25 protein-coding genes and 1 pseudogene are annotated in these 21,381 nt (G+C 75.5%); 21 read left to right on the top strand and 5 right to left on the bottom strand.

Features of this window, described 5'->3' with window-relative positions; genetic code table 11:
* Positions 1–129: 129 nt before the first annotated feature.
* From KME75_RS06635 to KME75_RS06620, 4 genes are read left to right on the top strand one after another with little or no spacing between them, the layout of a single operon-like run.
* A complete protein-coding gene (locus tag KME75_RS06635) occupies positions 130–2,589 on the top strand; it encodes a transglycosylase domain-containing protein (RefSeq protein WP_308282610.1) in 2,460 nt (819 codons plus the stop codon).
* A 28-nt stretch (positions 2,590–2,617) separates the two neighbouring features.
* Positions 2,618–3,685, top strand: a complete 1,068-nt coding sequence (locus KME75_RS06630; protein ID WP_219413643.1) for a DUF3500 domain-containing protein — start codon at positions 2,618–2,620, stop codon at positions 3,683–3,685.
* Between the two features lie 44 nt (positions 3,686–3,729).
* Positions 3,730–3,882, top strand: coding sequence for a MerR family DNA-binding transcriptional regulator (locus KME75_RS06625; protein ID WP_219413642.1), 153 nt, complete (start codon positions 3,730–3,732; stop codon positions 3,880–3,882).
* Between the two features lie 12 nt (positions 3,883–3,894).
* Positions 3,895–4,221, top strand: a complete 327-nt coding sequence (locus KME75_RS06620; RefSeq protein WP_281424434.1) for a TipAS antibiotic-recognition domain-containing protein — start codon at positions 3,895–3,897, stop codon at positions 4,219–4,221.
* Here the strand turns inward: KME75_RS06620 and KME75_RS06615 are convergent.
* Entirely contained in the window at positions 4,214–4,861 is a 648-nt protein-coding gene (locus KME75_RS06615) for a nucleoside/nucleotide kinase family protein (protein WP_308282616.1), read from the bottom strand. The two genes, KME75_RS06620 and KME75_RS06615, sit on opposite strands and share 8 nt — an antisense overlap.
* Positions 4,862–4,883: 22 nt before the next feature.
* Between KME75_RS06615 and KME75_RS06610 the strand changes: the two genes are divergently transcribed.
* From KME75_RS06610 to KME75_RS42715, 6 genes are all read left to right on the top strand, one after another.
* Positions 4,884–5,744, top strand: a complete 861-nt coding sequence (locus tag KME75_RS06610) for a helix-turn-helix domain-containing protein (protein ID WP_219413639.1) — start codon at positions 4,884–4,886, stop codon at positions 5,742–5,744.
* Between the two features lie 85 nt (positions 5,745–5,829).
* Positions 5,830–6,204, top strand: coding sequence for a VOC family protein (locus tag KME75_RS06605; RefSeq protein ID WP_219413638.1), 375 nt, complete (start codon positions 5,830–5,832; stop codon positions 6,202–6,204).
* A complete protein-coding gene (locus KME75_RS06600; RefSeq protein ID WP_219413637.1) occupies positions 6,201–7,205 on the top strand; it encodes a methyltransferase in 1,005 nt (334 codons plus the stop codon). The genes KME75_RS06605 and KME75_RS06600 overlap by 4 nt, the downstream gene beginning before the upstream one ends.
* The gene (locus KME75_RS06595; RefSeq protein WP_219413636.1) at positions 7,202–7,552 is read left to right on the top strand and encodes an MmcQ/YjbR family DNA-binding protein; all 351 of its coding nucleotides are present in this window, start codon (positions 7,202–7,204) and stop codon (positions 7,550–7,552) included. The genes KME75_RS06600 and KME75_RS06595 overlap by 4 nt, the downstream gene beginning before the upstream one ends.
* Before the next feature lie 20 nt (positions 7,553–7,572).
* Complete coding sequence (locus KME75_RS42720) at positions 7,573–9,462, top strand: vWA domain-containing protein (protein ID WP_308282609.1); 1,890 nt, start codon at positions 7,573–7,575, stop codon at positions 9,460–9,462.
* On the top strand, positions 9,459–10,229 hold the full coding sequence (locus KME75_RS42715) for an alpha/beta fold hydrolase (RefSeq protein WP_308282608.1): 771 nt from the start codon (positions 9,459–9,461) through the stop codon (positions 10,227–10,229). The genes KME75_RS42720 and KME75_RS42715 overlap by 4 nt, the downstream gene beginning before the upstream one ends.
* A gap of 1 nt (position 10,230) precedes the next feature.
* Here KME75_RS42715 and KME75_RS06585 read toward each other — a convergent pair whose 3' ends face one another.
* A complete protein-coding gene (locus tag KME75_RS06585) occupies positions 10,231–11,139 on the bottom strand; it encodes a LysR family transcriptional regulator (protein ID WP_219413635.1) in 909 nt (302 codons plus the stop codon).
* A gap of 71 nt (positions 11,140–11,210) precedes the next feature.
* Between KME75_RS06585 and KME75_RS44810 the strand changes: the two genes are divergently transcribed.
* Positions 11,211–11,435, top strand: a complete 225-nt coding sequence (locus KME75_RS44810; protein WP_308282607.1) for a dihydrodipicolinate synthase family protein — start codon at positions 11,211–11,213, stop codon at positions 11,433–11,435.
* A 2-nt stretch (positions 11,436–11,437) separates the two neighbouring features.
* On the top strand, positions 11,438–12,127 hold the full coding sequence (locus KME75_RS06580; RefSeq protein ID WP_308282606.1) for a dihydrodipicolinate synthase family protein: 690 nt from the start codon (positions 11,438–11,440) through the stop codon (positions 12,125–12,127).
* Here the strand turns inward: KME75_RS06580 and KME75_RS06575 are convergent.
* On the bottom strand, positions 12,090–12,512 hold the full coding sequence (locus tag KME75_RS06575) for a TIGR03668 family PPOX class F420-dependent oxidoreductase (RefSeq protein WP_219413634.1): 423 nt from the start codon (positions 12,510–12,512) through the stop codon (positions 12,090–12,092). The two genes, KME75_RS06580 and KME75_RS06575, sit on opposite strands and share 38 nt — an antisense overlap.
* Positions 12,513–12,891: 379 nt before the next feature.
* On the opposite strand from KME75_RS06575, the gene KME75_RS06570 reads away from it, so the two are divergent.
* Genes KME75_RS06570 through KME75_RS06545 form a run of 7 tightly spaced genes read left to right on the top strand, consistent with a single transcriptional unit; the run spans position 12,892 to position 19,640 of the window.
* Positions 12,892–13,443: an MBL fold metallo-hydrolase gene (locus tag KME75_RS06570; protein WP_219413633.1), complete on the top strand. Its 552-nt coding sequence runs from the start codon at positions 12,892–12,894 to the stop codon at positions 13,441–13,443.
* Between the two features lie 28 nt (positions 13,444–13,471).
* On the top strand, positions 13,472–14,089 hold the full coding sequence (locus KME75_RS06565; protein WP_246631599.1) for a pirin family protein: 618 nt from the start codon (positions 13,472–13,474) through the stop codon (positions 14,087–14,089).
* Positions 14,089–14,394 (top strand): GNAT family N-acetyltransferase, encoded by a 306-nt coding sequence (locus KME75_RS06560; RefSeq protein WP_219413632.1) that lies wholly within the window; start codon positions 14,089–14,091, stop codon positions 14,392–14,394. Before KME75_RS06565 ends, KME75_RS06560 begins: the two co-directional genes overlap by 1 nt.
* Positions 14,395–14,440: 46 nt before the next feature.
* Entirely contained in the window at positions 14,441–17,587 is a 3,147-nt protein-coding gene (locus KME75_RS06555; RefSeq protein ID WP_219413631.1) for a DEAD/DEAH box helicase, read from the top strand.
* Positions 17,568–17,993, top strand: coding sequence for an SWIM zinc finger family protein (locus KME75_RS45680; protein ID WP_308282605.1), 426 nt, complete (start codon positions 17,568–17,570; stop codon positions 17,991–17,993). The genes KME75_RS06555 and KME75_RS45680 overlap by 20 nt, the downstream gene beginning before the upstream one ends.
* Positions 17,994–18,025: 32 nt before the next feature.
* A complete protein-coding gene (locus tag KME75_RS45675; RefSeq protein ID WP_308282604.1) occupies positions 18,026–18,406 on the top strand; it encodes an SWIM zinc finger family protein in 381 nt (126 codons plus the stop codon).
* Positions 18,407–18,422: 16 nt separating this feature from the next.
* Positions 18,423–19,640, top strand: coding sequence for a trans-sulfuration enzyme family protein (locus tag KME75_RS06545; RefSeq protein ID WP_219413630.1), 1,218 nt, complete (start codon positions 18,423–18,425; stop codon positions 19,638–19,640).
* A 24-nt stretch (positions 19,641–19,664) separates the two neighbouring features.
* Here the strand turns inward: KME75_RS06545 and KME75_RS06540 are convergent, their stop codons facing one another.
* Complete coding sequence (locus KME75_RS06540; RefSeq protein ID WP_308282603.1) at positions 19,665–19,994, bottom strand: DUF3817 domain-containing protein; 330 nt, start codon at positions 19,992–19,994, stop codon at positions 19,665–19,667.
* A gap of 130 nt (positions 19,995–20,124) precedes the next feature.
* Here KME75_RS06540 and KME75_RS06535 point away from each other — a divergent pair, with 130 nt between their 5' ends.
* Both KME75_RS06535 and KME75_RS06530 read left to right on the top strand, forming a co-directional pair.
* Positions 20,125–20,424, top strand: a complete 300-nt coding sequence (locus KME75_RS06535) for an ArsR/SmtB family transcription factor (protein WP_308282602.1) — start codon at positions 20,125–20,127, stop codon at positions 20,422–20,424.
* Positions 20,421–21,170: a DUF899 family protein gene (locus KME75_RS06530; RefSeq protein WP_219413628.1), complete on the top strand. Its 750-nt coding sequence runs from the start codon at positions 20,421–20,423 to the stop codon at positions 21,168–21,170. Before KME75_RS06535 ends, KME75_RS06530 begins: the two co-directional genes overlap by 4 nt.
* Here KME75_RS06530 and KME75_RS06525 read toward each other — a convergent pair.
* Positions 21,143–21,381, bottom strand: a pseudogene (locus tag KME75_RS06525) (aminotransferase class IV); the annotation flags it as partial. The gene KME75_RS06530 and the pseudogene KME75_RS06525 sit on opposite strands and share 28 nt — an antisense overlap.

The following is a 21,381-nucleotide window of genomic DNA, read 5'->3' as shown; positions in this document are numbered from 1 at the left end:
ACACTCCGCGCGCCCGCCCATCGGGTGATGTCGTGGACGCCCCCACACCGCACGACCCAGGCGATCCGTTGAACCGGCGTCCGCGAGGGGAGGCGACGGCGACGTGGGGGCGACGTGGGAGGTGGGGCGGTGAACCGGTCACGCACCGCACGCGCGGCCCGGTCGGCGGGGCCCGGGGAGCGCCCGGCGCTCCCGGTCCAGCGGTCCCGCCGCGACGCGCCGCCGGCCGGGGTGGGCTGGTGGCAGCCGCCGAAGGCCAAGGCGGGCTCGCCGGACGACTCGGCCCGCCACCGCGTCCCCGACGCCACCGAGGTGCTGCCGGGATCCCTCGCCCCCGGCGGCCGGCGCGGCCCCGCGTCCCGCCGCTCCCGGCGGCGCATGCAGCTCACCCCGGCGCAGCGCAGCGCCCGCAGGCGCCGCAGGCTGTTGCACGCGGCGCTCGGTGGTGCGGCCACGGTCGTCCTCGCCCCGGTGCTCGCGTTCGTCGCGGGCTATCTCCTGTTCACCGTCCCCAGCCCGGACGACGCGGTGAACAACCAGGTGGCCCTGGTGTCCTTCGCCGACGGCACCCCGCTGACCCGCCTCGTCCCCGAGGAGGGCAACCGGATCAAGGTGTCGATCGAGCAGGTGCCGGTGCACGTCCGGCACGCGGTGCTGGCGGCCGAGGACCGCACCTTCTACTCCAACCCCGGCTTCGACCTCACCGGCATCCTGCGGGCGGCCTGGAACCAGCTGCGCGGCGGCGTGGGCGGCGGCTCGACGATCACCCAGCAGTTCGTGAAGAAGGCGCTGGTCGGCGCCGAGCAGACGCTCTGGCGCAAGTACAAGGAGGTCGTCCTCGCCGTCAAGATCTCCCAGGAGCGCAGCAAGGACGAGATCCTCGCCGACTACCTCAACACGATCTACTTCGGGCGGGGCGCCTACGGGATCCAGTCCGCGGCGCAGGCGTACTTCGGCAAGAACGTCCAGGACCTCACGGTGAGCGAGGGGGCGCTCCTCGCCGGGGTGATCCAGTCGCCGTCGCGCTGGGACCCAGCGGTCAGCCCCGAGCGCGCCGTCGAGCGCTGGAACTTCGTGCTCGACGGCATGACGTCGCAGGGCTGGCTGGACGCGGGTACCCGCGCGACGCTCGGGTTCCCGCCCACGTCCGGCACGAGGAGCTTCTCGCGGGGGGTGCCCGCCGACAGCAGCGGGCACATCGTCACCGCCGTGACGGCCGAGCTCGCGGACCTGGGCATCTCCGACCAGGCCCTCGCCCAGGACGGCCTGCGGATCACGACGACGATCGACCCGCGCCGGCAGGAGCACGCCGTCGCGGCCGTGCACGAGACCCTCGCCGGCCAGCCGGTGAACCTCCGCAGCTCGATGGTGGCCATCGACCCCGCCACCGGCGGGGTCCGCGCCTACTATGGTGGCGAGAACGGCGTCGGGCTGGACTACGCCCAGGTCCGGCGGCTCGCGGGGTCGACGTTCAAGCCGTTCGTCGTGCTCGCCGGGCTGCTGCAGGACCCCCCGGTAGGGCTCGGCGAGGTGTTCGACGGCACGGAGGTGCCGGGCCTGCGCAATGCCGACGGCGCGGAGTGCGAGCGCTGCGACCTCAAGCAGGCCATGACGATGTCCAACAACGTCGTGTTCCACTCCCTCGCTCGGCAGGTCGGCCCGGAGGCCGTTGCGGCGGCGGCCAGGGCGGCCGGGATCACCGCCCCGCTGGAGGACCCGACGGCGGGGATCGCGCTCGGCAACAAGGAGGTCAGCGCGTTCGAGCTGGCGTCGGCGTACGCCACGCTTGCGGCGGGCGGGGTCTGGCACCAGCCGCATTTCGTCGCGTCCGTCGTCACCGCGGACGGCAGCGTGCTCTACGAGGCCGCCGTCGAGGGCGAGCGGCGCTTCCCGGAGCGCGTCGCCCGCAACGTCACGGAGTCGATGCTGGAGGTCGCCGCCCACGACGGGCTGGCCCTGCCCGGTGCGCAGCCGGTCGCGGCGAAGACGGGCACCGTGCAGTCCCGGTTCGAGGGCGAGAACAACGATGCCTGGATCGCCGGGTTCACCCCCACGCTCGCGACGTCGGTGTGGATGGGCACCGACATGAACTCGCCGATCCGCACGGCGCGGGGCGCGCCCGTGGAGGGGGCGGGCCTGCCCGGTGAGGTGTGGCAGTTGTTCATGACCGACGCGCTCGCCGGCGAGCCGGTGCAGCAGTTCGCCCCGTTCCGGCCGATCGGGGAGGCGCCGTCCACCGCGCCGCCGAACGCGCCGACCACGGCGCCGACGCCCGTCCCGCCGGCCACGGCCGCCCCCGACGCGAACGACCCCGACGCCCCGCCGGCTCCGAACGCCCCGCCGGACCCGAACGCCCCGCCCGGCGGCGCCGCCCCGTCGCCGGGGTCGCCGGTTCCGGGCGCGCCCGGCGGTCCCGAGCAGGGCCCGCCTCCTCCCGACGGCGGTGCGCCCGCGGGCGGGCCCGGCGAGGTCGCGCCCACCCCGACGCCGCAGCCCGGCGGCGACGGGGCCGACGGCGCCCCGCGCCTCTTCGGCGGCGACCCGGAGCCGACGCCCCGGCAGGACTGCTCCGTCACGCCCTGTGGCTGATCGCAGCGACCGCGTTAGGTTGAGCCGCATGGTGGACGCGAGCAGCGACGAGACCGTGCAGCCGGAGGGTGTGGCGACAGCGGGGCGGATGGCCGAGGCGGCCGGCGCGTGGCTCGCGTCCCTCGACGCCGGGCAGCGCGCGGTGGCGACCGGTGCGGCGCCGTCCGCCGCCGATCGCGAGGGCGACGCCGAGCGGCTGCGCTGGTTCTACACCCCGGTCGACCACGGCGGGCTGACCTTCCACGCGCAGCGCCCGGCGCAGCAGCAGCTCGCGATGCGCCTCGTGGCCACCGGGCTATCGGAGGCGGGTTTCACCACCGTCGCCACGGTGATCGGGCTGGAGAACGTGCTCGACCGGGCCGAGGGCTTCCGCCCGAGCCACGGCCGCGAGCGTGGGCGCGACCCGGGGCTGTACTACCTGCGGGTGTTCGGCACGCCCGGCGGGACGGCCCCGTGGGGCTGGCGGTTCGGCGGGCACCACGTGTCGCTGAACAACCTGGTGGTCGACGGACGGGTGGCGGCCACCACCCCCAACTTCCTCGGCGCCAACCCGGCCCGGTCGCCGCTCCTGGGCGGCACCGAGCTGCGGCCGCTCGCCGGTCCGGAGGAGCTCGCCAGGGAGCTCGTGCGGTCGCTGCCCCGCGAGCTCGCCGCCCGGGCGGTGCTGCTGCCGCGCGCCCCGTCGGACATCCTCACGGGCAACCGCAGCCGGGTCGCCGACGAGACCGCCCCTGCCGACGACGACGCCGTCGCGCTCACGCCGACCCCGAAGGGGGTGGCCGCCGCCGACCTCGACACCGCGCAGCGCGAGATGGTGTTCGCCCTGCTCGCCACGTACCTGGACCGCGTCCCCGCCGCGGTCTCCCCGCTCGCCCGGTACGCCGATCCCGCCGAGCTGGACGCCGTCCACGTCGCCTGGGCCGGCTCCCTCGAGCCCGGCGCGCCGCACTACTACCGGCTGCACGGGCCGCGGCTGCTCGCCGAGTGGGACAACACGCAGAACGACGCCAACCACGCGCACGCCGTGTGGCGCGATCCCGAGGCCGACTTCGGTCTCGACGTCCTCGCCGCGCACCGTGCCGCCCATCACAGCTGATTCGGCTCGCGCTTGACGCAGCGTCAACTCCTACCGTGACGGACATGCGCTGGTCGACGGCCGAGGTGGCCCGGATGTCCCGGGTCAGCTCGCGCACGCTGCGGCACTACGACCACGTGGGGCTGCTCCGGCCGGCGCACACCGGGCCCAGCTCTTGTCTCGCGGATCAACGCCGCCAGGCGGAGATCCGCCAGTGACATCACGGCGGGCTGCGCTACTACGGAGCGCCCCCAGCGAGCTGGGACGACGCCGCCGCGGGCCGCGTCATGGGCGAGGCCCACGCCGTGCACCGCGACCTGGCCGCGGCGATGCGGGAGGGCGCACCCGTCGACGACCCCGCCGTGCAGGAGGTCGTCGCCCGCCACCACGGGTGGGTGTGCCACTTCTGGACCCCGGGGCGCGACGCCTACATCGGGCTCGGGCAGCTCTACGTCGACGACGAGCGGTTCACCGCGACGATCGACGCCACCGCACCCGGGCTGGCGGCCTACCTGCGCGACGCGATGGCCGTCTACGCGCGGGCGCGGCTCAGCTGAGGGACTCCAGGACGGAGGCGGGCACGACGAGGTCGGCCCGGGAGCGGGTCGCCTCCACCAGCGCGGCGTTCGGCTCGTCCACGGCCTGCACCCACGCCGCGGCCCGCTGCGGGTCCTTGCCGAACGCCACGTGCCGCGCGGTGAGCTGGGCCAGCCGCACGTCCGGGCGCGGGTCACAGAACCACACCTCCGCGAGCTCCGGGCGGACCTCCGGCCACCGCCCGCGCTCCAGCAGCAGGTAGTTGCCCTCGGTGAGCACCAACCGGGCCTCCCGCGGCACGGCGATCGCGCCGGCGAGGGGCTGCTCGAGGTCGCGTTCGAACGCCGGGGCGTAGACCACGTCCTCGGCGTCGGCGCGCAGCCGCCGCAGCAGGGCGACGTAGCCGCCCGCGTCGAACGTGTCGGGCGCGCCCTTCGCGTCGAGGAGCCCGAGCCGGGTGAGCGCGACGTCCGCGAGGTGGAACCCGTCCATCGGCACGTGCGCCAGTGCGCCCGCCGGGAGGCGCGTGCGCAGGGCCGCGAGCAGCGCCGCCACCAGCGTGGACTTGCCCGCGCCCGGGCTGCCGGTCACGCCGAGGATCGCGCGGTGCGGGCCCGCGGCGAGGGCGGCGGCGCGGTCGACGAGCTGGTCGAACGTGATCGTCACGCGTCCGGTGTAGCCGATGGCCGCGCGCGCCGCCATGCTGGTGGGCGTGGACGGGCCCGAGTACGTCCTCGCCACGCCGCACGCGGCGCTGAGCGGCCTCGCCGTGCGCTACCAGGGCTACCGGGAGTTCAGCGCCGTCCCGCTGCGGCGCCGGCAGGCCCCCACCGGCACGTGCACGCTGATCCTGTCCTTCGGGGCGGCGCTGCGCCTGCACGGGCCGGCGGGGCCGAGCGCCCCGGCGTCGTTCCTGGCCGGGATGCACGACGCGGCGGTGCTCACCGAGTTCACCGGCGCGCAGCACGGCATGCAGGTCGACCTGACCCCGCTCGGGCTGTACACCCTGCTGGGCAGGCCGATGCCGGAGCTGACGAACGTCGCGCCGCCCGTCGACGCGCTGGAGGTGCCCGAGCTCGGCGCGCTGCCGGAGCGGCTGGCGGCCGACCCGGGCTGGCCGCAGCGCTTCGCCCGGCTCGACGCGGTGCTGCTGAGCAGGCTGGCCGCCTCGCGGGCGCGGCCCGACCCGGAGGTGGCGTGGGCGTGGCGGCAGCTCGTGCGCTCCGGCGGCACCGCCGCCGTGCACGACCTCGCCACCGGCACCGGTTGGAGCAGGCGCCATCTCCTCACGCGGTTCCGCACGCAGGTCGGGCTCGCCCCGAAGCCCGCCGCCCGAGTGCTGCGGTTCCGGAGGGCGGCCGACCTGCTCGTCCCGGGCCGGGGCATCGCCGACGTCGCCGCCGCGTCGGGCTACGCCGACCACGCCCACCTGGTGCGGGAGTTCCGCGCGCTGGCCGGCTGCACCCCGTCGGAGTACCTGACCGAGCGGGCCCCGCCACCCGCACCCGACCGTCAGGAAAGCCACGTTCCTGACGTTGAATGACCGGAACGTGGCTTTCCTGTCATTTCCCGGCGGCTGTTCCCATTCGTTCAAGCTCGGCCCGCGCCCGCGCCCTACCGTCCCCGGCATGACCATCCACCCCACCCTGCGCTACGACGACCCGAAGGCGGCGATCGCGTTCCTCACCGACGCGCTCGGGTTCGTCGAGCAGCACGTGTCCATGGCCGCCGACGGGAGCGTCGGGCACGCCGAGCTGAGCTACGGCGACGGCGTCGTGATGATCGGTACCCGCCGCGGTTCCGACCCGTTCGACACGGGACGGGCGGTCCTCTACGTGGTCGCCGACGATGTCGACGCCCACCACGCCCGGGCGGTCTCCGCCGGCGCGACGGTGGTGCAGGAGCCGGTCGACCAGCCGTACGGGTCGCGGGAGTACGCGGTGTCCGACCCGGAGGGCAACCTCTGGTCGGTCGGCACCTACCGCCCTCCGGTGCAGCCGTGACGACGGCGTCGGCCGAGCGCGGCAGGCTCGTCGAGCTGCTGTTCGGCTTCTTCCCCGGCCAGCTGATGCAGACCCTCGCCCGGCTCGGCGTGCCCGACGCGCTCGGCGAGGGGCCGGCCTCCGTCGAGGAGCTCGCCGCGCGGACCGGGGCCCATCCGGGCGCGCTCGGGCGGCTGCTGCGGGCCGCGGTGGGGCTCGACCTGGTCCGGCCGACGGCGGACGGCCGGTTCGCGCTGACCGCGGGCGGTGAGCTGCTGCGCACCGGGCGGCCCGGTTCGGTGGGTAACCTGGCGCAGCTGTTCTGCGGTGACGCCGTGTGGCGGGCGTGGGGCGAGCTGGAGTGGAGCGTCCGCACCGGCGAGCCGGCGTTCGAGAAGATCACGGGCAGGTCCTCGTTCGAGCACATGGCGCAGGACCCGACGCTGAACGCGATCTTCACCGAGGCGATGGCCGAGGGCACCCGCAGCGCCGCCCCCGGCATCGTCACGAGCTGCGACCTCACCGGCGTCGGCACCCTCGCCGACGTCGGCGGCGGCAACGGCACGCTGCTCGCGGCCTTCCTCGCAGCGCACCCGGGCCTGCGCGGGATCCTGTTCGACACCCCGTCCGGCGTCGGGGACCCGGTGGCGGGAGAGCGCTGCGTGGTCGTGACCGGTGACATGTTCGCCGCGGTCCCGGCCGCGGACGCCCACCTGCTCAAGAGCGTGATCCACGACTGGGACGACGAGCGCAACGTCGCCGTCCTGACGCGCGTTCGGGAGGCGATGCCCGCGCACGGCACGCTGTTCGTCGTGGAGCCGGTGCTGGACGCCGACCCGGACGCCCTCGCGGCCCAGCGGATCACGCTGATGAGCGACCTCAACATGCTGGTCCTCACCGGCGGCCGGGAGCGGACCGAGGTGGAGTTCGCCGCGCTGCTGGACGCGGCCGGCCTGCGGCTCACCGACGTCTCCCCGGCGCCGCCGAGCGGCTACTCGGTGCTGCGGGCGGTGCCGGCATGACCGACCCGCTCCCCCGGCTGCGTGCGCTCTGCACGGCCCTGCCCGAGGTGACCGAGAAGGTCAGCCACGGCGAGCCGACGTGGTTCGTGCGCAAGGTGTTCGTCATGTACGCCGACCACCACCACGACGACCGCGTGGCGCTCTGGTGCGCCGCGCCCCCGGGAGCGCAGGAGGAGCTGGTGGCCGCCGACCCCGAGCGGTTCTTCCGGCCGCCATACGTCGGGGGGCACGGCTGGCTCGGGGTGTGGCTGGACGGCGAGGTGGACTGGGACGAGATCGCCGAGATCGTCACCGACGCCTACCGGCAGGTCGCCCCGAGGAAGCTCCTCGCGCAGCTGCCCGACTGACGAATGGCAGACTCCGCAGCGTGTTGACGTTCACCCGATCGGCGGCAGCCGCGCTCGCCGGCATCCTGTGCCTCCTGCTCGCCCCCGCCGCCGGGAGCGCCCAGGAAGCACCGGACGAGGTGGCGGCAACCATGGTGGTGCTGGACGCCTCCGGCTCGATGACGGGAGCCGACCCGGCGGGGGGCACGAAGATGGAGGCGGCGAAACGGGCCGTGCACGCCCTCGTCGAGACGGTGCCCGACGGCGCGCCCGTCGGGCTCGCCGCCTACGGCACGGGAACCGGCAACTCCGATGCCGAGCGGGAGCCGGGCTGCCGCGACGTCACGGTGCTGCGCGAGCCGGCGCCGGTCGACCGGGCGGCATTCACCGCTTCGGTGGACGCCCTGGTCCCGCGCGGCTACACGCCGATCGGGCGCTCCCTGCAGGTGGCCGCCGAGCACCTGCCCGCCGAGGGCCCCCGCTCGATCGTGCTCGTCTCCGACGGGGAGGACACCTGCGCACCGCCGGAGCCGTGCGAGGTCGCGCGCACCCTCGCCGGGCAGGGGGTGGACCTGGTGGTGCACGCCGTCGGGTTCGGGGTGGACGACGCGGCACGGGCCCAGCTCACCTGCATCGCCCAGACCACCGGCGGCACGTACACCGACGCCCCCGACGCGGAGGCCCTCCAGCGGGTGCTGCCCCGCGTGGCCGCGAGCGCGATGCGCAACTACGAGCCCGCGGGCACCCCGATCACCGGCACCCCGAGCTACGACGGAGCGCCGCTTGCCGCACCCGGACAGCACCTCGACACCCTCGGCCAGAAAGAGAAGCGTTACTACGCCGTCGACGTGCCGCAGGGCGCCACGGCGTACTTCAGCGCCACCGTCTCCTTCCCCCGTCTGCGCGGCATCTCCCCGACCGAGGACATGAACACGCTGCAGCTGCGCACGTACGGCGCCGACGGGCAGGACTGCTACGAGTTCGTGTCGGAGCTGATCACCGACTCCAGCGACGGCGGGACGCTCACCGTCGCCACGACGTGGACCGGCGCCACCGAGGCGGAGACCGGCAGCACGAGCGGGGACCGGTGCAAGGGCGGGGACCGCTACTTCTTCGCCCTCGAATGGGACACGGTGTCGCTGGGCGTGCCGGAACGGCTGCCGGTGGAGCTGCTCGTCGCCGTGGAGCCCGCGGCCGCCGACACCGGGCCGGTGGCGGTGCTGCCGCCCGCGGCGTTCGCCGAACCGGCCGGGCCCCGGCACCCGGTGGTCGGCGGCGGGTCGTTCAACACGGCGGGCACGCTCGGCGGCTCGGGCACCTACACCGACACGCTGCGGCGGAGCGAGTTCGTCTTCTACCGCGTCCGCCTGGACTGGGGACAGGGCCTCGCCTACCGCGTCCATTTCGGCGAGACCCCGGGCCGGGGCTCGGAGAACATCTCCCCGATCGGCACGACGGTGTACACGCCCGTGCGCCAGCGGATCGACGCCGACTTCACCGCTTACACCGGCAACGCCAGCGTCCTGCCGACGAGCAAGCCCGCGGTCACGACGGTCCCGGTGCGCTACAACAACCGCACCGCCGACGTGGTGGCGACGCGGACGCAGAGCATCGCGGGCTGGTACTACATCGCGGTGGAGCTGGGCGCGGCCGAGGACCCCACCCCGGTCCCGATCCGCCTCGAGGTCACCGTCACCGGCACCCCGGAGGCCGGGCCCGGGTACGCCTCGGGAACGCAGGCCACGTCCGGTGGCGGCGGAGTGCCTGCCCCGGCCGGGGCACAGCAGCAGGCCCCGGCCGTGGTGGACGGCAGCGACGCGACGACCACGTCCTTCTCGCCGGTGGGCCGGGTCTTCGCGGGGGCGGGCATCGCCGTCGCCGCCGGGCTGCTCGGCGCCGCTGTCCTGCTCGCCCGCCGGCGCTGGACGTGAACACCGGGCCCGGGCTGCCGACCGTCGAGGTCCCCGGCGGGCGCGTCGAGTACGACGACGTCCCCGGCGGACCGGCACTCGCTCCCCTGCTGTTCCTGCACGAAGGGCTCGGCTCGGTCGGGCTGTGGCGGGGCTTTCACCGCCGGGTCGCCGCGGCCACCGGACGCCGGGCGGTGGCGTACTCCCGCCTCGGCCACGGGTTCTCCGACCTCCCGCCCCGGAAGCGGACCGCGCGGTTCGCCCACGAGGAGGCGGAGACCGTCGTCCCGGCGCTGGTCGCCGCGCTCGGCCTCGAGCGCCCGGTCCTGGTCGGGCACAGCGACGGTGCGTCGATCGCACTGCTGCACGCGGCCGCCGCGGACGTCACCGGGCTGGTCGTGCTGGCACCGCACGTGCTCGTGGAGGAGCACGGGCTCGCCGGCATCCGGCAGGCGCGCCGCACCTTCGCCGAGGGCGACCTGCGGCGCCGGATGGCCCGCCACCACTGCGACCCGGACGTCACGTTCCGGCACTGGAACGACGTGTGGCTGTCGGTGGAGTTCCGGGACTGGGACCTGCGCCCCGCGCTGCCCGGGATCCGCTGCCCGACGCTCGCCGTGCAGGGCACCGCGGACGAGTACGGCACCGCGGTGCACGTCGAGGAGGTGCGGACCCGCGCCGGCGGACCGGTCGAGGTGCTGATGCTCGACTGCGGGCACGCCCCGCACCTGGAGCGCCCCGACGACGTCGAGGCAGCCGTGACGGCGTTCCTGCGCGGCCTGCCCTGACTCAGTCCACCGCGCGGATCGGCGGCAGCTCCACCTCGCGCACCGCCCGCACGAACGCGGCGATCGCCGGATGCGCGCCCGCCCCGCGCCGGTACGCCGCGAGCGTGGTGCGGTGCATCGCGAGGCGGGTGAGCCGGACGCCCGGGGCCGGGTCGACGAGCCCCAGCTGCGGCACGAGCGCCACGCCGTGGCCGATCCCCACCAGGGCGAGCACGGTGGCGAAGTCGTCGACGACGTGCCGCACGCGGGGGGTGAACCCCGCCGCCTCACAGGCCCGCACACTCATCGTGCCGCAGCGGGTGGCGGGCGGCGCCATGATCCACGGGGCGTCGCGCCAGCGTCCGAGGGGGTCGGCCGCCCCGGGGCGCGGGGCGAGGTCGCGGGGCGCGGCGAGGAACATCGGCTCGTCGAACAGGTGCGCGGTGTCCAGGCCGGGTTCGGGCGGCGCCGCGACGAAGTCGTAGCGGTGCACCAGCGCGACGTCGAGCTCGCCCGCCCGCACCGCGTCGGCGACGGCGGCGGGGTCGATCTCCCGCACGGCCGGGACCAGCCCGGGATGCTCGGCCGCCAGCCGGGCGAGCGCGGCCGGGACGACGGCTCGCGCCGCCGACGGGAACGCCCCGACCACGAGCGGCCCGGCGGGCCCGGTGCGCGTGGCCGCGAGCTCCGCTCCCGCCCGCTCGAGCCGCTCGAGGACGGCCTCGGTGTGCTCGACGAGCGCCGTCGCGGCCGGGGTGAGCACGACCCGCCGCCCCGACCGCTCCAGCAGCGCCACGCCGGCCTCCTTCTCCAGCGCGGCGAGCTGTTGCGACACCGCGGACGGGGTGTAGGCCAGCGCCTGCGCGACGGCGGCGATCGTGCCGCGCCGGGACAGCTCCCGGAGCATCCGCAGCCTGCGCACATCGAGCATCAGCTGAGCTTACGGCCGAGGCAAGAAATCGGAACTCGACGTGACGACCCGGGGGCGCGAGGCTCGGCGTCGTGGATCTCACCGGCGTGCACGTCCCCCTGATCACCCCGTTCACCGCGTTCGGCGAGGTCGACGCCGTCGCCCTGGAGGAGCTCGCCCGCGAGGTCGTGGCCGCCGGCGCGTCCGGGCTCGTCGCGCTCGGCACGACGGGCGAGGCCGCCGCGCTGACCGACGCCGAGCGGCGCACGGTGCTCGAGGTCGCCACCCGCGTGCCCGGACGACCGGGGCGACGCTGACCGTGGGCGCGGGCACGAACGACACCCGCCGCAGCGCAGCCGCCCTCGCCGAGCTGGCTGCCTGGCCCACGGCGGGGGCCGCGCTCGTGCCGGTGCCCGCCTTCACCCGCCCCACCGAGGACGGTGTGGTGGCCCACTTCGCCGAGCTGGCGCGGCGCAGCCCGGTCCCGGTCGTCGTCTACCACGTCCCCCACCGGACGGGCCGCAGCCTGTCCGCCCCGACGCTGCGGCGGCTGGCCGCCCTGCCCGGCGTCGTCGGGGTGAAGCACGCGGTGGGCGCGCTGGACGCCGACGCCGTCGAGCTGCTCGCGGACCCGCCGCCCGGGTTCGCCGTGCTGGCCGGTGACGACGTGGTCGCGTCGCCGCTGCTCGCGCTGGGCGCCGCCGGGGCGGTGCTCGCGTCGGCGCACCTGCACACGGAGCGGTTCGCCGCGCTCGTCCTGGCCTGGCGCGACGGTGACGTGGCGACGGCCCGGGCGCTGGGCGGCGCGCTCGCACGGCTGTCCGGAGCCCTGTTCGCCGAGCCGAACCCGACCGTGCTCAAGGGGGTGCTGCACGCCGTCGGGCGGATCGGGAGCGCCGCGGTACGGCTGCCGCTCCTGCCCGCCGGCCCGGACCCGGTCGCGGCCGCGCTCGCCCACCTCGACCCGCGGGTCAGGACGCCGTCCAGCCCGTCCAGCGCGTCGGCGTGACCACCAGGACGACCCCGTCCGGCGCGGCCGCGGCGTAGGCCGGGTACTTCGCCCGCAGTGCCGCGAGCGCCCGGTCCCGCAGCGCGCCGTCGGCGTGCACGGCGGCGGTGGCGTCCACCCGCACCCACCACAGCGTCGACCAGTCGTCGGCGTAGTGGTCGACGAGCAGCCCCACGCGTGGATCGCGTGCGACGTCCGCGAGCCGCGCCAGCCGCGTGCTGCGCTTGGGCTTCACCTCGTCCACCACGGAGCACACCACCCCGTCCACGAGCGCGAACGTGATCGGCACGAGCCGCGGGGTGCCGTCGGGGCGCAGCGTGGCGAGCCGGGCGACCGGGGCGGCGGCCAGCCGGGCGCGCTGCTCGGCGGGGTCCAGGGCGGGCACCCCGCGATTGTCCCCGCTCTCAGCGCTTCCACAGCCGTCGCCCACCGCCGCGGGGCTAGCCTCCGAGCATGGCTCCTCCCCCCGCGGTCGCGCCGGCGCCCGGCGTCTTCCGGATCCCCACCATCGGCTCGTGGGGCACGAACTCGTTCTTTCACTGATGGCTGTCCGCCTGCTTCGCGACGGCGTTCAGCCATCAGACATGCGTGGCGCGCTGGTCGACGACGACGGGTCGGTCACGCTCGTCGACACCGGCCTCAGGACCGCGCCCCGCGGATCGTCGCCGGGCTCGCGGCGATCGGGAAGCACCCCGCCGACGTCACGCGGATCGTGCTCACGCCGCCTCCTCGCTGACGCTCGTCGGCAGCGCTCGCGCGCTGCTGTGTCGGATGGTGAGCTCGCAAGCTCGCTCTCGTACGCCCACCCCGACCACGCCTCCGGGGCCGCCGAGCTGGCCGGGAGCACCGGCGCGCCGGTCGCCGTCCACGAGCGGGACGCCCCGTACGCCGAGGAGGGCAACGCGCCGCCCCAGGACACGTCCACCCTCGGCGGCAGGCTCATGTCCCGCATGCCCGGGAACACCTTCCCGCCGGTCCCGGTGGGTGAGCGGCTCGTCGACGGGCAGGTCCTCGACGTGGCGGGCGGGCTCCGCGTGGTCGCCACTCCCGGGCACTCCCCCGGGCACATCTCGCTGCTGCACGAGCCGACCCGCACGCTGATCACCGGGGACGCGATCTTCAACGTCCTCGGGCTGCGGTACTCACCGCGGATGCTGTGCACCGACTTCCGGCTCAGCAGGCGCACCGCGCACGTGCTGGGCGAGCTGGAGTACGACCGGGCCGGCTTCACGCACGGCCCGGAGATCATGGACGGCGCGCGGCAGGCCGTGCGCGGGTTCCTCGCGAAGGCGGTCACCCGCCGCACACCCGAGTAGGGCGGGAAGAGAACGGTCCGCGCTGAGGTTGAGCCCGGTCGAGCGGCCGCCGGAGAGCCTGGTGGTCAGCGGCGGGCTCTTCCACGGCGTGCAGCTGTGGGTGAACCTGCCGAAGGCCGACAAGTGGCTCGAGCCCAAGTACCAGGACCTGCGCGCCGGCGCGTCGGCGCTGCTCACCACGCCCGACGGCGGTGCGCTGATCCGCGTGATCGCGGGTGAGCTGGCCGGGCTGACCGGCCCGGGCTCGACCTACACGCCGATGGCGATGATGCACGCCACCGTCTCCCCCGGCGCCACGGTGCGGCTGCCGTGGCGGCGCGACTTCAACGCGCTGGTCTACGTGCTCTCCGGGGCCGGGTCGGTGGGGCCCGACCGGCACCCGGTGCACACCGGCCAGGCCGCGCTGTTCGGCCCGGGCGACACGATCACGGTGGCCGGCAACGAGCGGCAGGAGTCCTGCCTGCCCGGCCTGGATGTGATCATCCTCGGCGGACGGCCGATCCGCGAACCGATCGCGTGGGCCGGCCCGTTCGTGATGAACACCAAGGCGGAGGTGCTGGAGGCGTTCGAGGACTACCAGAAGGGCAAGCTGGGGGTCGTCCCCGCCACCTACGTCCCGCACGGTTCGCTCGGAGGAAACGCCTGATGGACATCTCGGTCGCCGACGCCCCCGCCCGGTCCCGGTTCGAGGCCTCGCGGGGCGACGCCCTCGCCGGGTTCGCCGAGTACCGGCTCCGCGACGACACGATCACGATGACGCACACCGAGGTCGACGACGCGTTCGAGGGCCAGGGCGTGGGCGGCGCACTCGTGCGCAGCGCCCTCGACATCGCCCGCGAGCGCGGCCTGGCGGTGCTGCCGGCGTGCCCGTTCGTGCGCGAGTGGATCGCGCGACACGCCGACTACGCCACCCTCGTGCCGGACGCGGAGCGGGCGGGCTTCGGCCTCTGACCCGCCGTCGACGTGACTGTCGGGGTCGCTTCGTAGGCTGGTCGACGTGCTCGCCGTCCACGCTCTCTGGTCCCCCGGTCGCGGAGTGCTGCTCTGGGCCGAGGACGGCGAGCGGCCCGCCACGTCGTCGAGCCGCTCCCTGCGCTCGGCCCGGCCCCACCCGTTCGCGGCGCCGTCGGCCGCGCTCGCGGCGCTGCACCCGGGCAAGCCGGCCACGGTCACGCTGCTGCTGCCGTCGCGGCCGGGCGGCCCGCTCGCGTCCCCCGCGCTGGTGCGCACCGGCGGCCGGGGCGGCGCGCCGCGCGGCGGCCCCGTGCTGCGGCCGTGGTCGGTGCCCGCGCTCGCCGTCGACGTCGCCGAACTGGAGGACCCGGCCGACGAGGCCCGATACGGGGCCACCGTGGCGCACCTCCGCCGGGTGGCGGCGCTGGCCGCCGACCTCGCGGCGCGCGGCCGGGTGTTGCCCACGCTCCACCGCCGCCGCGACCACGCGCTCGCCCGGTGGCGCCCGGTCGTGCAGGGGCTCGACGCCGTCGCCCTCGACGCGCTCGTGGCCGCGCTGCCGCCGGTCGGCCGGGCGGAGGCCACCGGCGCCGTGCGGGGCGTCGAGCCGGGCCGGGGCGCCGACCCGCACGCCCTCGTCTCCGACGCGCTCCACGCGCTCACCGACGCCGCCGTGCGCGACCGCCTCGCCCGCGCCGCCGAGCCCGTCACCGTGCTGCCGCCGCGCCGGGGCCGGGCGCCGCAGCAGCTGCCCGCCGCCGAGGCCTGGCTCGCCGCGCTGCTCACCCCCGACGCGCGCGTCGACGCCCCGGCCGGCGAGCTGGGCGCGCTGGCCGACGCCGTCGGCGAGTGGGATGCGTTCGGCACCACCGTCACCGGGGAGGGCCGGGCCTGCTTCCGGCTCACCGAGGTCAGCACCCTGCACGACCCCGACGACCCCGGTCCCGACCCGCTCGACCAGACCGGCGAGGGCACCCGCTGGGTGCTGGAGTTCCTGCTGCAGTCCACGGCCGACCCGAGCCTCCTGGTGCCGGCCGAGCAGGTGTGGGCGGGCGGTGCCGACCGGCTGATCGCCGAACCGCAGGAGCTGCTGCTCGCCGAGCTCGGCCGAGCCGCACACGTGCTACCGGAGCTGGCCGGCGCGCTGCGCGCCGCCACGCCGAGCGTGCTCGACCTCGACCTCGAGGGCGCCCACCACTTCCTCACCGCCGGCGCGGCGCTGCTCGTCGAGGCCGGGTTCGGGGTGCAGCTGCCCGCGGGGTGGGACGGCGCCCGCCGCGTCGGGCTCACCCTGAGCGCCCGCAGCACGCCCGCCGACCGGGTCGTCACCCGCGGCGGCCTGGGGCGCGAGCAGCTCGCCGACTTCCACTGGTCGGTCGCCGTCGGCGACGACGAGTTGTCGGAGGAGGAGCTCGCCGAGCTGGTGGCGGCCAAGGCGCCGCTCGTGCGGCTGCGCGGCAAGTGGGTCACCGTCGACGCCGAGCGGCTGCGCGCCGGGCTCGCGTTCCTGCGGCGGTCCCGCACGCGCCGTGTCGGCGCCGCCCCCACCGTCGCCGAGGTCCTCGCCCTCGCCCAGCGCCACCCCGACGACCCGGTCGACGGCGAGGAGCTCCCGCTGCCGGTCACCGACATCCGCGCCGACGGCTGGATCGGCGACCTCCTCGCCGGCACCGCAGAGGGGGCGATCGCCCCGGTCGAGCCCCCGCTGGGCTTCCGCGCACAGCTGCGGCCCTACCAGCAGCGCGGGGTGGCGTGGCTGGCGTTCCTCGCCCGCCTCGGGCTGGGCGCGTGCCTCGCCGACGACATGGGCCTGGGCAAGACCGTGCAGCTGCTCGCGCTGGAGGCCCACGAGCGCTCACCGGGCGGCCACGGCGCCGGGGAGGTCGGGCCCACGCTGCTGATCTGCCCGATGTCGCTGGTCGGCACCTGGCAGCGAGAGGCCGCCCGGTTCGCACCGGATCTGCGGGTGCACGCCCACCACGGCTCCGCGCGGCTGCACGGCCCGGCACTCGCCGAGGCGGTCGCGGCGTCCGACCTCGTCGTCACCACCTACGCCACGGCCACCCGCGACGCCGACGAGCTCGCCGGCGTCGCCTGGCACCGTCTGGTGCTCGACGAGGCGCAGGCGGTGAAGAACAGCCGCGCCTCACACGCGCGCGCCGTCCGCCGGTTCGACGCCGGGCACCGGGTGGCCCTCACCGGCACGCCGGTGGAGAACCGGCTCTCGGAGCTGTGGTCGATCATGGACGTGCTCAACCCCGGGCTGCTCGGTTCGGCCGACCGCTTCCGCGCCCGCTACGCGATCCCCGTCGAACGCCACGGCAACACCGAGGCCGCCGCGCTGCTGCGCCGCGTCACCCGCCCGTACCTGCTGCGCCGGGTCAAGACCGACCCGTCGATCATCGACGACCTGCCCGAGAAGATCGAGATCACCCAGCACTACCGGCTCACCCGCGAGCAGGCGTCGCTCTACCGCACGGTCGTCGACGACATGATGGAGAAGATCGAGGACTCCGACGGGATCGAGCGGCGCGGCAACGTCCTCGCCGCGATGGCCAAGCTCAAGCAGGTCTGCAACCACCCCGCGCACCTGCTGCACGACGGCTCGGTGATCGGCCGCCGCTCGGGGAAGATCCTCCGGATGGAGGAGCTGCTCGCCGAGATCCTCGACGAGGGCGACCGCGTGCTCTGCTTCACCCAGTTCACCGAGTTCGGGCACCTGCTCGTGCCGCACCTGTCGGCCCGGTTCGACACCGACGTCGCGTTCCTGCACGGCGGCACCCCGAAGAAGCGCCGCGACGAGATGGTCACCCGCTTCCAGTCCGGCGACGGCCCACCGATCATGCTGCTCTCGCTCAAGGCGGGCGGCACCGGCCTCACGCTGACCGCGGCCAACCACGTGATGCACGTCGACCGCTGGTGGAACCCCGCGGTCGAGAACCAGGCCACCGACCGCGCGTTCCGCATCGGGCAGCGCCGCAACGTGCAGGTGCGCAAGTTCGTCTGCCCGGGCACGGTGGAGGAGCGCATCGACGACATGATCACCAAGAAGAAGGCGCTGTCGTCGATGGTGGTGGGCGACGGCGAGAGCTGGCTCACCGAGCTGTCCACCGACACCCTCCGGGAGCTGTTCACCCTCGGCTCCGAGGCGCTGCAGGAGGAGGCCGACGATGCCGTCGAGGACATCTGAGCCCGACCCCTTCTGGTGGCGCGACGCCGAGCCCACCCGGCCCCGCCGGGTCGAGGGCGGCATCCAGATCAGCAGCACCCGCGGGCCGATCGCCCGCACCTGGTGGTCGCAGCGGTTCCTCACCGTGCTCGAGTCGATGGGCCTGGGCGGGCGGCTGTCACGGGGGCGCACCTACGCCCGGGCGGGGCAGATCATCTCCCTCGACGTCGACGCGGGCGGCGCCGTGGCCCAGGTGCAGGGCAGCAGGCCGCGGCCGTACAAGGTGCGGATCGGCATCCCGGCGTTCGGCAAGCTCGAATGGGGCGCGGTCGCGCAGGCGCTGGCCGACGACGCCTCCTACGCGGCCGCGCTGCTGGGCGGCGAGATGCCCCGCGACATCGAGGAGGTGTTCTCGGCGTCGGGCTGAGCCTGTTCCCGGCGACCACCCGCGACCTCGCGATGGACTGCAGCTGCCCCGACCACGCCGTCCCGTGCAAGCACCTGGCCGCGGTGTTCTACGTGCTGGCCGAGCGCTTCGACGCCGACCCGTTCGAGATCCTCGCGCTGCGCGGCCGCGACCGCGAGACGCTGCTGGAGGACCTGCGGGCCCGCCGCGCCGCCGCCACCCCGGCGGGCCCCGCCGAGGGCGTGCCGGCACTGGCCGAGGTCATGCACGCCTACTGGGCGCCGGGCGCCGAGCCCGCCGAGCGGCTGGCCGGCCCGAGCACACCGCCGGACGCCCTGCTCGACCAGGTGCCGGCGTTCCCCATCGCGGTGCGCGGCGAGCCCGTCACCGAGCTGCTGCGTCCCGCCTACCGCGCGCTGGCGGCGCAGGAGTAGCGGGTACGAATGCGGGGTGCCCGAATCAGACACCCCGCACCCCGACACCCCGCGCCTGGCCACGCTCGCCGTCCACGCCGGCAACGCCGTCGACGCCGGGAGCGGGGCGATCCGCCGCCCGCTCGTGATGGCCAACTCCTACGCGTTGCCCGACGACCCCTCCGAGCTGTCCTGGTCGGGCACCGGCACCCCGCTCTACACCCGCAACGGCGGCGCGAACCAGGGCTGGCTGGAGGAGAAGCTCGCCGCGCTCGAGGGCGGCGCGGCGGCGGTGGCGCTGGCCAGCGGGATGGCGGCCCAGCACGCGGTGTTCTTCGCCGCGCTGCGGTCGGGTGACCACGTCGTCTGCTCCGACAACACCTATGTCGGCACCTACCGGCTGCTCACCGAGCTGCTCCCGCAGAAGTACGGGATCACGGCAACGCTCGTGGACTCCTCCGACCTCGCCGCGGTCGCCGCCGCGATCCGCCCGGAGACCCGCGTGGTCCACGTCGAGACACCCGCGAACCCGACCACCCGGATCACCGACGTCGCCGCGGCCGCCGAGCTCGCCCACGCCGCGGGCGCCCTGCTGTCGGTGGACGCCACGTTCGCCACGCCCGTGCTGCAGCGTCCGCTGGCCCTCGGCGCCGACGTCGTCGTGCACTCGCTCACCAAGTACGTCAATGGGCACGGCGACGCGATGGGCGGCGCCGTGATCGGCGGCGGCGCGGCGGGCACCGACCTCGTCGGGCGGATCCGGAGCGAGGCGATGGTGAACGTCGGTGGCGCGATCAGCCCGTTCAACGCCTGGCTGATCATGCGCGGGTCGGTGACGCTGCCGATGCGGATGCGGGCGCACTGCGCGAACGCGCTGGCCGTCGCGGAGTTCCTGGAGAACGACCCGCGCGTGGCCTACGTCGCCTACCCCGGGCTCGCGTCGCATCCGCAGCACGCCCTGGCCGCGCGCACGCTCGACGGCGGGTTCGGCGGCATGCTCGCGTTCGCGGTGCACGGCGACCCCGCCACGCAGAACCGGTTCGTGGCGGCGCTGCAGGTGATCACCTCGGCGGTGTCGCTCGGGCACGACGAGTCGCTGATCGTGCACGTCGCGGGCGACGACGAGCGCGCCCGGTTCTACCCGGAGGAGTTCCGCCGCTACGGCCACCTGCGCTTCTCGGTGGGCCTGGAGGATCCGCGCGACCTGGTGGCCGACCTCGACCAGGCCCTGACGGCGGCGGTCGCCCCCGCGTGACCGTGGGGCGGGCCGGGCGACGCGTCACGCGGTGGCCGGCTCCGCGAGCAGCCCGCTGCGCCGCGCGCGGCGCTCGAACCACAGCGTGGCGAGCGGCGGGATGCTCGCGACCAGCGCCAGCACCGTCGCGCTGACACTCCATCGGTACTGGCGCGCGACCAGCAGCGTGATCACGACATAGGCGACGAACAGCGCGCCGTGGGTCGGCCCGAACACGTTCACGCCGATGTCGTCGAGCACGACGACGTACTTGAAGAACATCCCGATGAGCAGCCCGACCCACGAGCAGGCCTCGGCGATCGCGATCGCGCGGAAGACGCGGGCACCCGTGGGCGGGGAGAAGAGGGCCAGCACGCCCTCCACTGTGCCGCACGCCGGGAGCACTGCTTCTACCGGGTGTCGAACCCCACCTCGCGCCGGGTCCCCACCTGCACGGCGCAAGTGTAGGTAGACACCTACGTAGGTTTTGGCTTACGCTTTAGCCGTGCAGGCCGTCCTCGAAGCGCTCGTCGAGCCCCGCCGGCGCGACATCCTCCGGCTGGTCCGCGATGCGGAGCTGCCGGCGGGAGCCATCGCCGCCCGGTTCCCCGACGTCGCCCGCCCGACCGTGTCGCAGCACCTGCGGGTGCTGCGCGGCGCCGGGCTCGTCACCGAGCGGCGCGACGGCACGCGGCGGCTCTACCGCGCCCAGCCGGACGCGCTGGGCGAGCTGCGCGCGTTCGTCGAGGACTTCTGGGACGCCCGGCTGGCCATGATCAAGGCGATCGCCGAGGAGGAGCCGTGAGCACCACGCAGTGGTGGACCGAGCTGAAGAGCATCACGCTGCACGTCGAGGGGGAGCGACCGCGGCTGTGGCCGCACGGGGCGAGCGCGGAGTACGTCCGCGCGCGGACGGAGCTCGTGGCGGCCGAGGCCGAGCTGCGGGACCGGATCGAGGCCGTCGCGGCGCTCCGCCGCGCGCTCCCGCCCGGCGCCCCGCTCGGGGAGTACACGTTCACCGAGGGCCCCGTCGACCTCGCCGCCGACGGCCCGCAGCGGCCCGTCACGCTCGAGGAGCTGTTCGCCGGCCACGACCACCTGGTGCTCTACCACCTGATGCTGCACCCGGAGGACACCGCGGCCTGCGCGGCGTGCTCGATGTTCGTCGACGGCCTGAACGGGGTGGAACGCCACCTCGCCCGGCGCACCGGGTTCGCCGTCATGGCGCCCGCCCCGCTCCCGGCCGTCCGGGCGTGGGCCCGCACCCGCGGCTGGTCCCGGGTGCGGCTGGTGTCCGCCGCAGGCACCACGTTCCTCGACGACCTCGGCGTGGCCGGGTCCCGGGGCGCGCTGTTCCCGGCGTTCAGCGTCCACACCCGCCACGGCGACGGGGTGCGGCACGTCACCACGGCCCCCGCCGACTTCCCCGACGGGAGCATGCGCGGGATGGACCTGATGAGCCCGGTGTGGAACGTGTTCGACCTGCTCCCGTCCGGCCGCGGCGACGGCGACCCGGACAACACCTATCCCCTGACGCCGTCGGCGCGCTGACGCTCCACGCCCGGGGCCGCGACCGCGCGCAGCTGCCGCGCCAGTGCCACCGCCAGCGGGTGGGGCGCGTCCCAGCGCGCGACGCCGGCCACCTCGCGCACCCACTGCACGCCGCGGATCGCGTTGGTGAGGAACACGCCGTCGGCGGCCGCCAGGTCCGCGAGGGTCAGCTCGCCGATCGCGTACGGCAGGCCGGCGGCGTCGAGCGCGT

It is taken from the genome of Pseudonocardia nigra (assembly GCF_019396355.1).
GTDB classification, from domain to species: domain Bacteria; phylum Actinomycetota; class Actinomycetes; order Mycobacteriales; family Pseudonocardiaceae; genus Pseudonocardia; species Pseudonocardia nigra.
The sequence above is the reverse complement of the archived record's forward strand: the minus strand, read 5'-3'. Positions and strand labels throughout refer to the sequence as shown.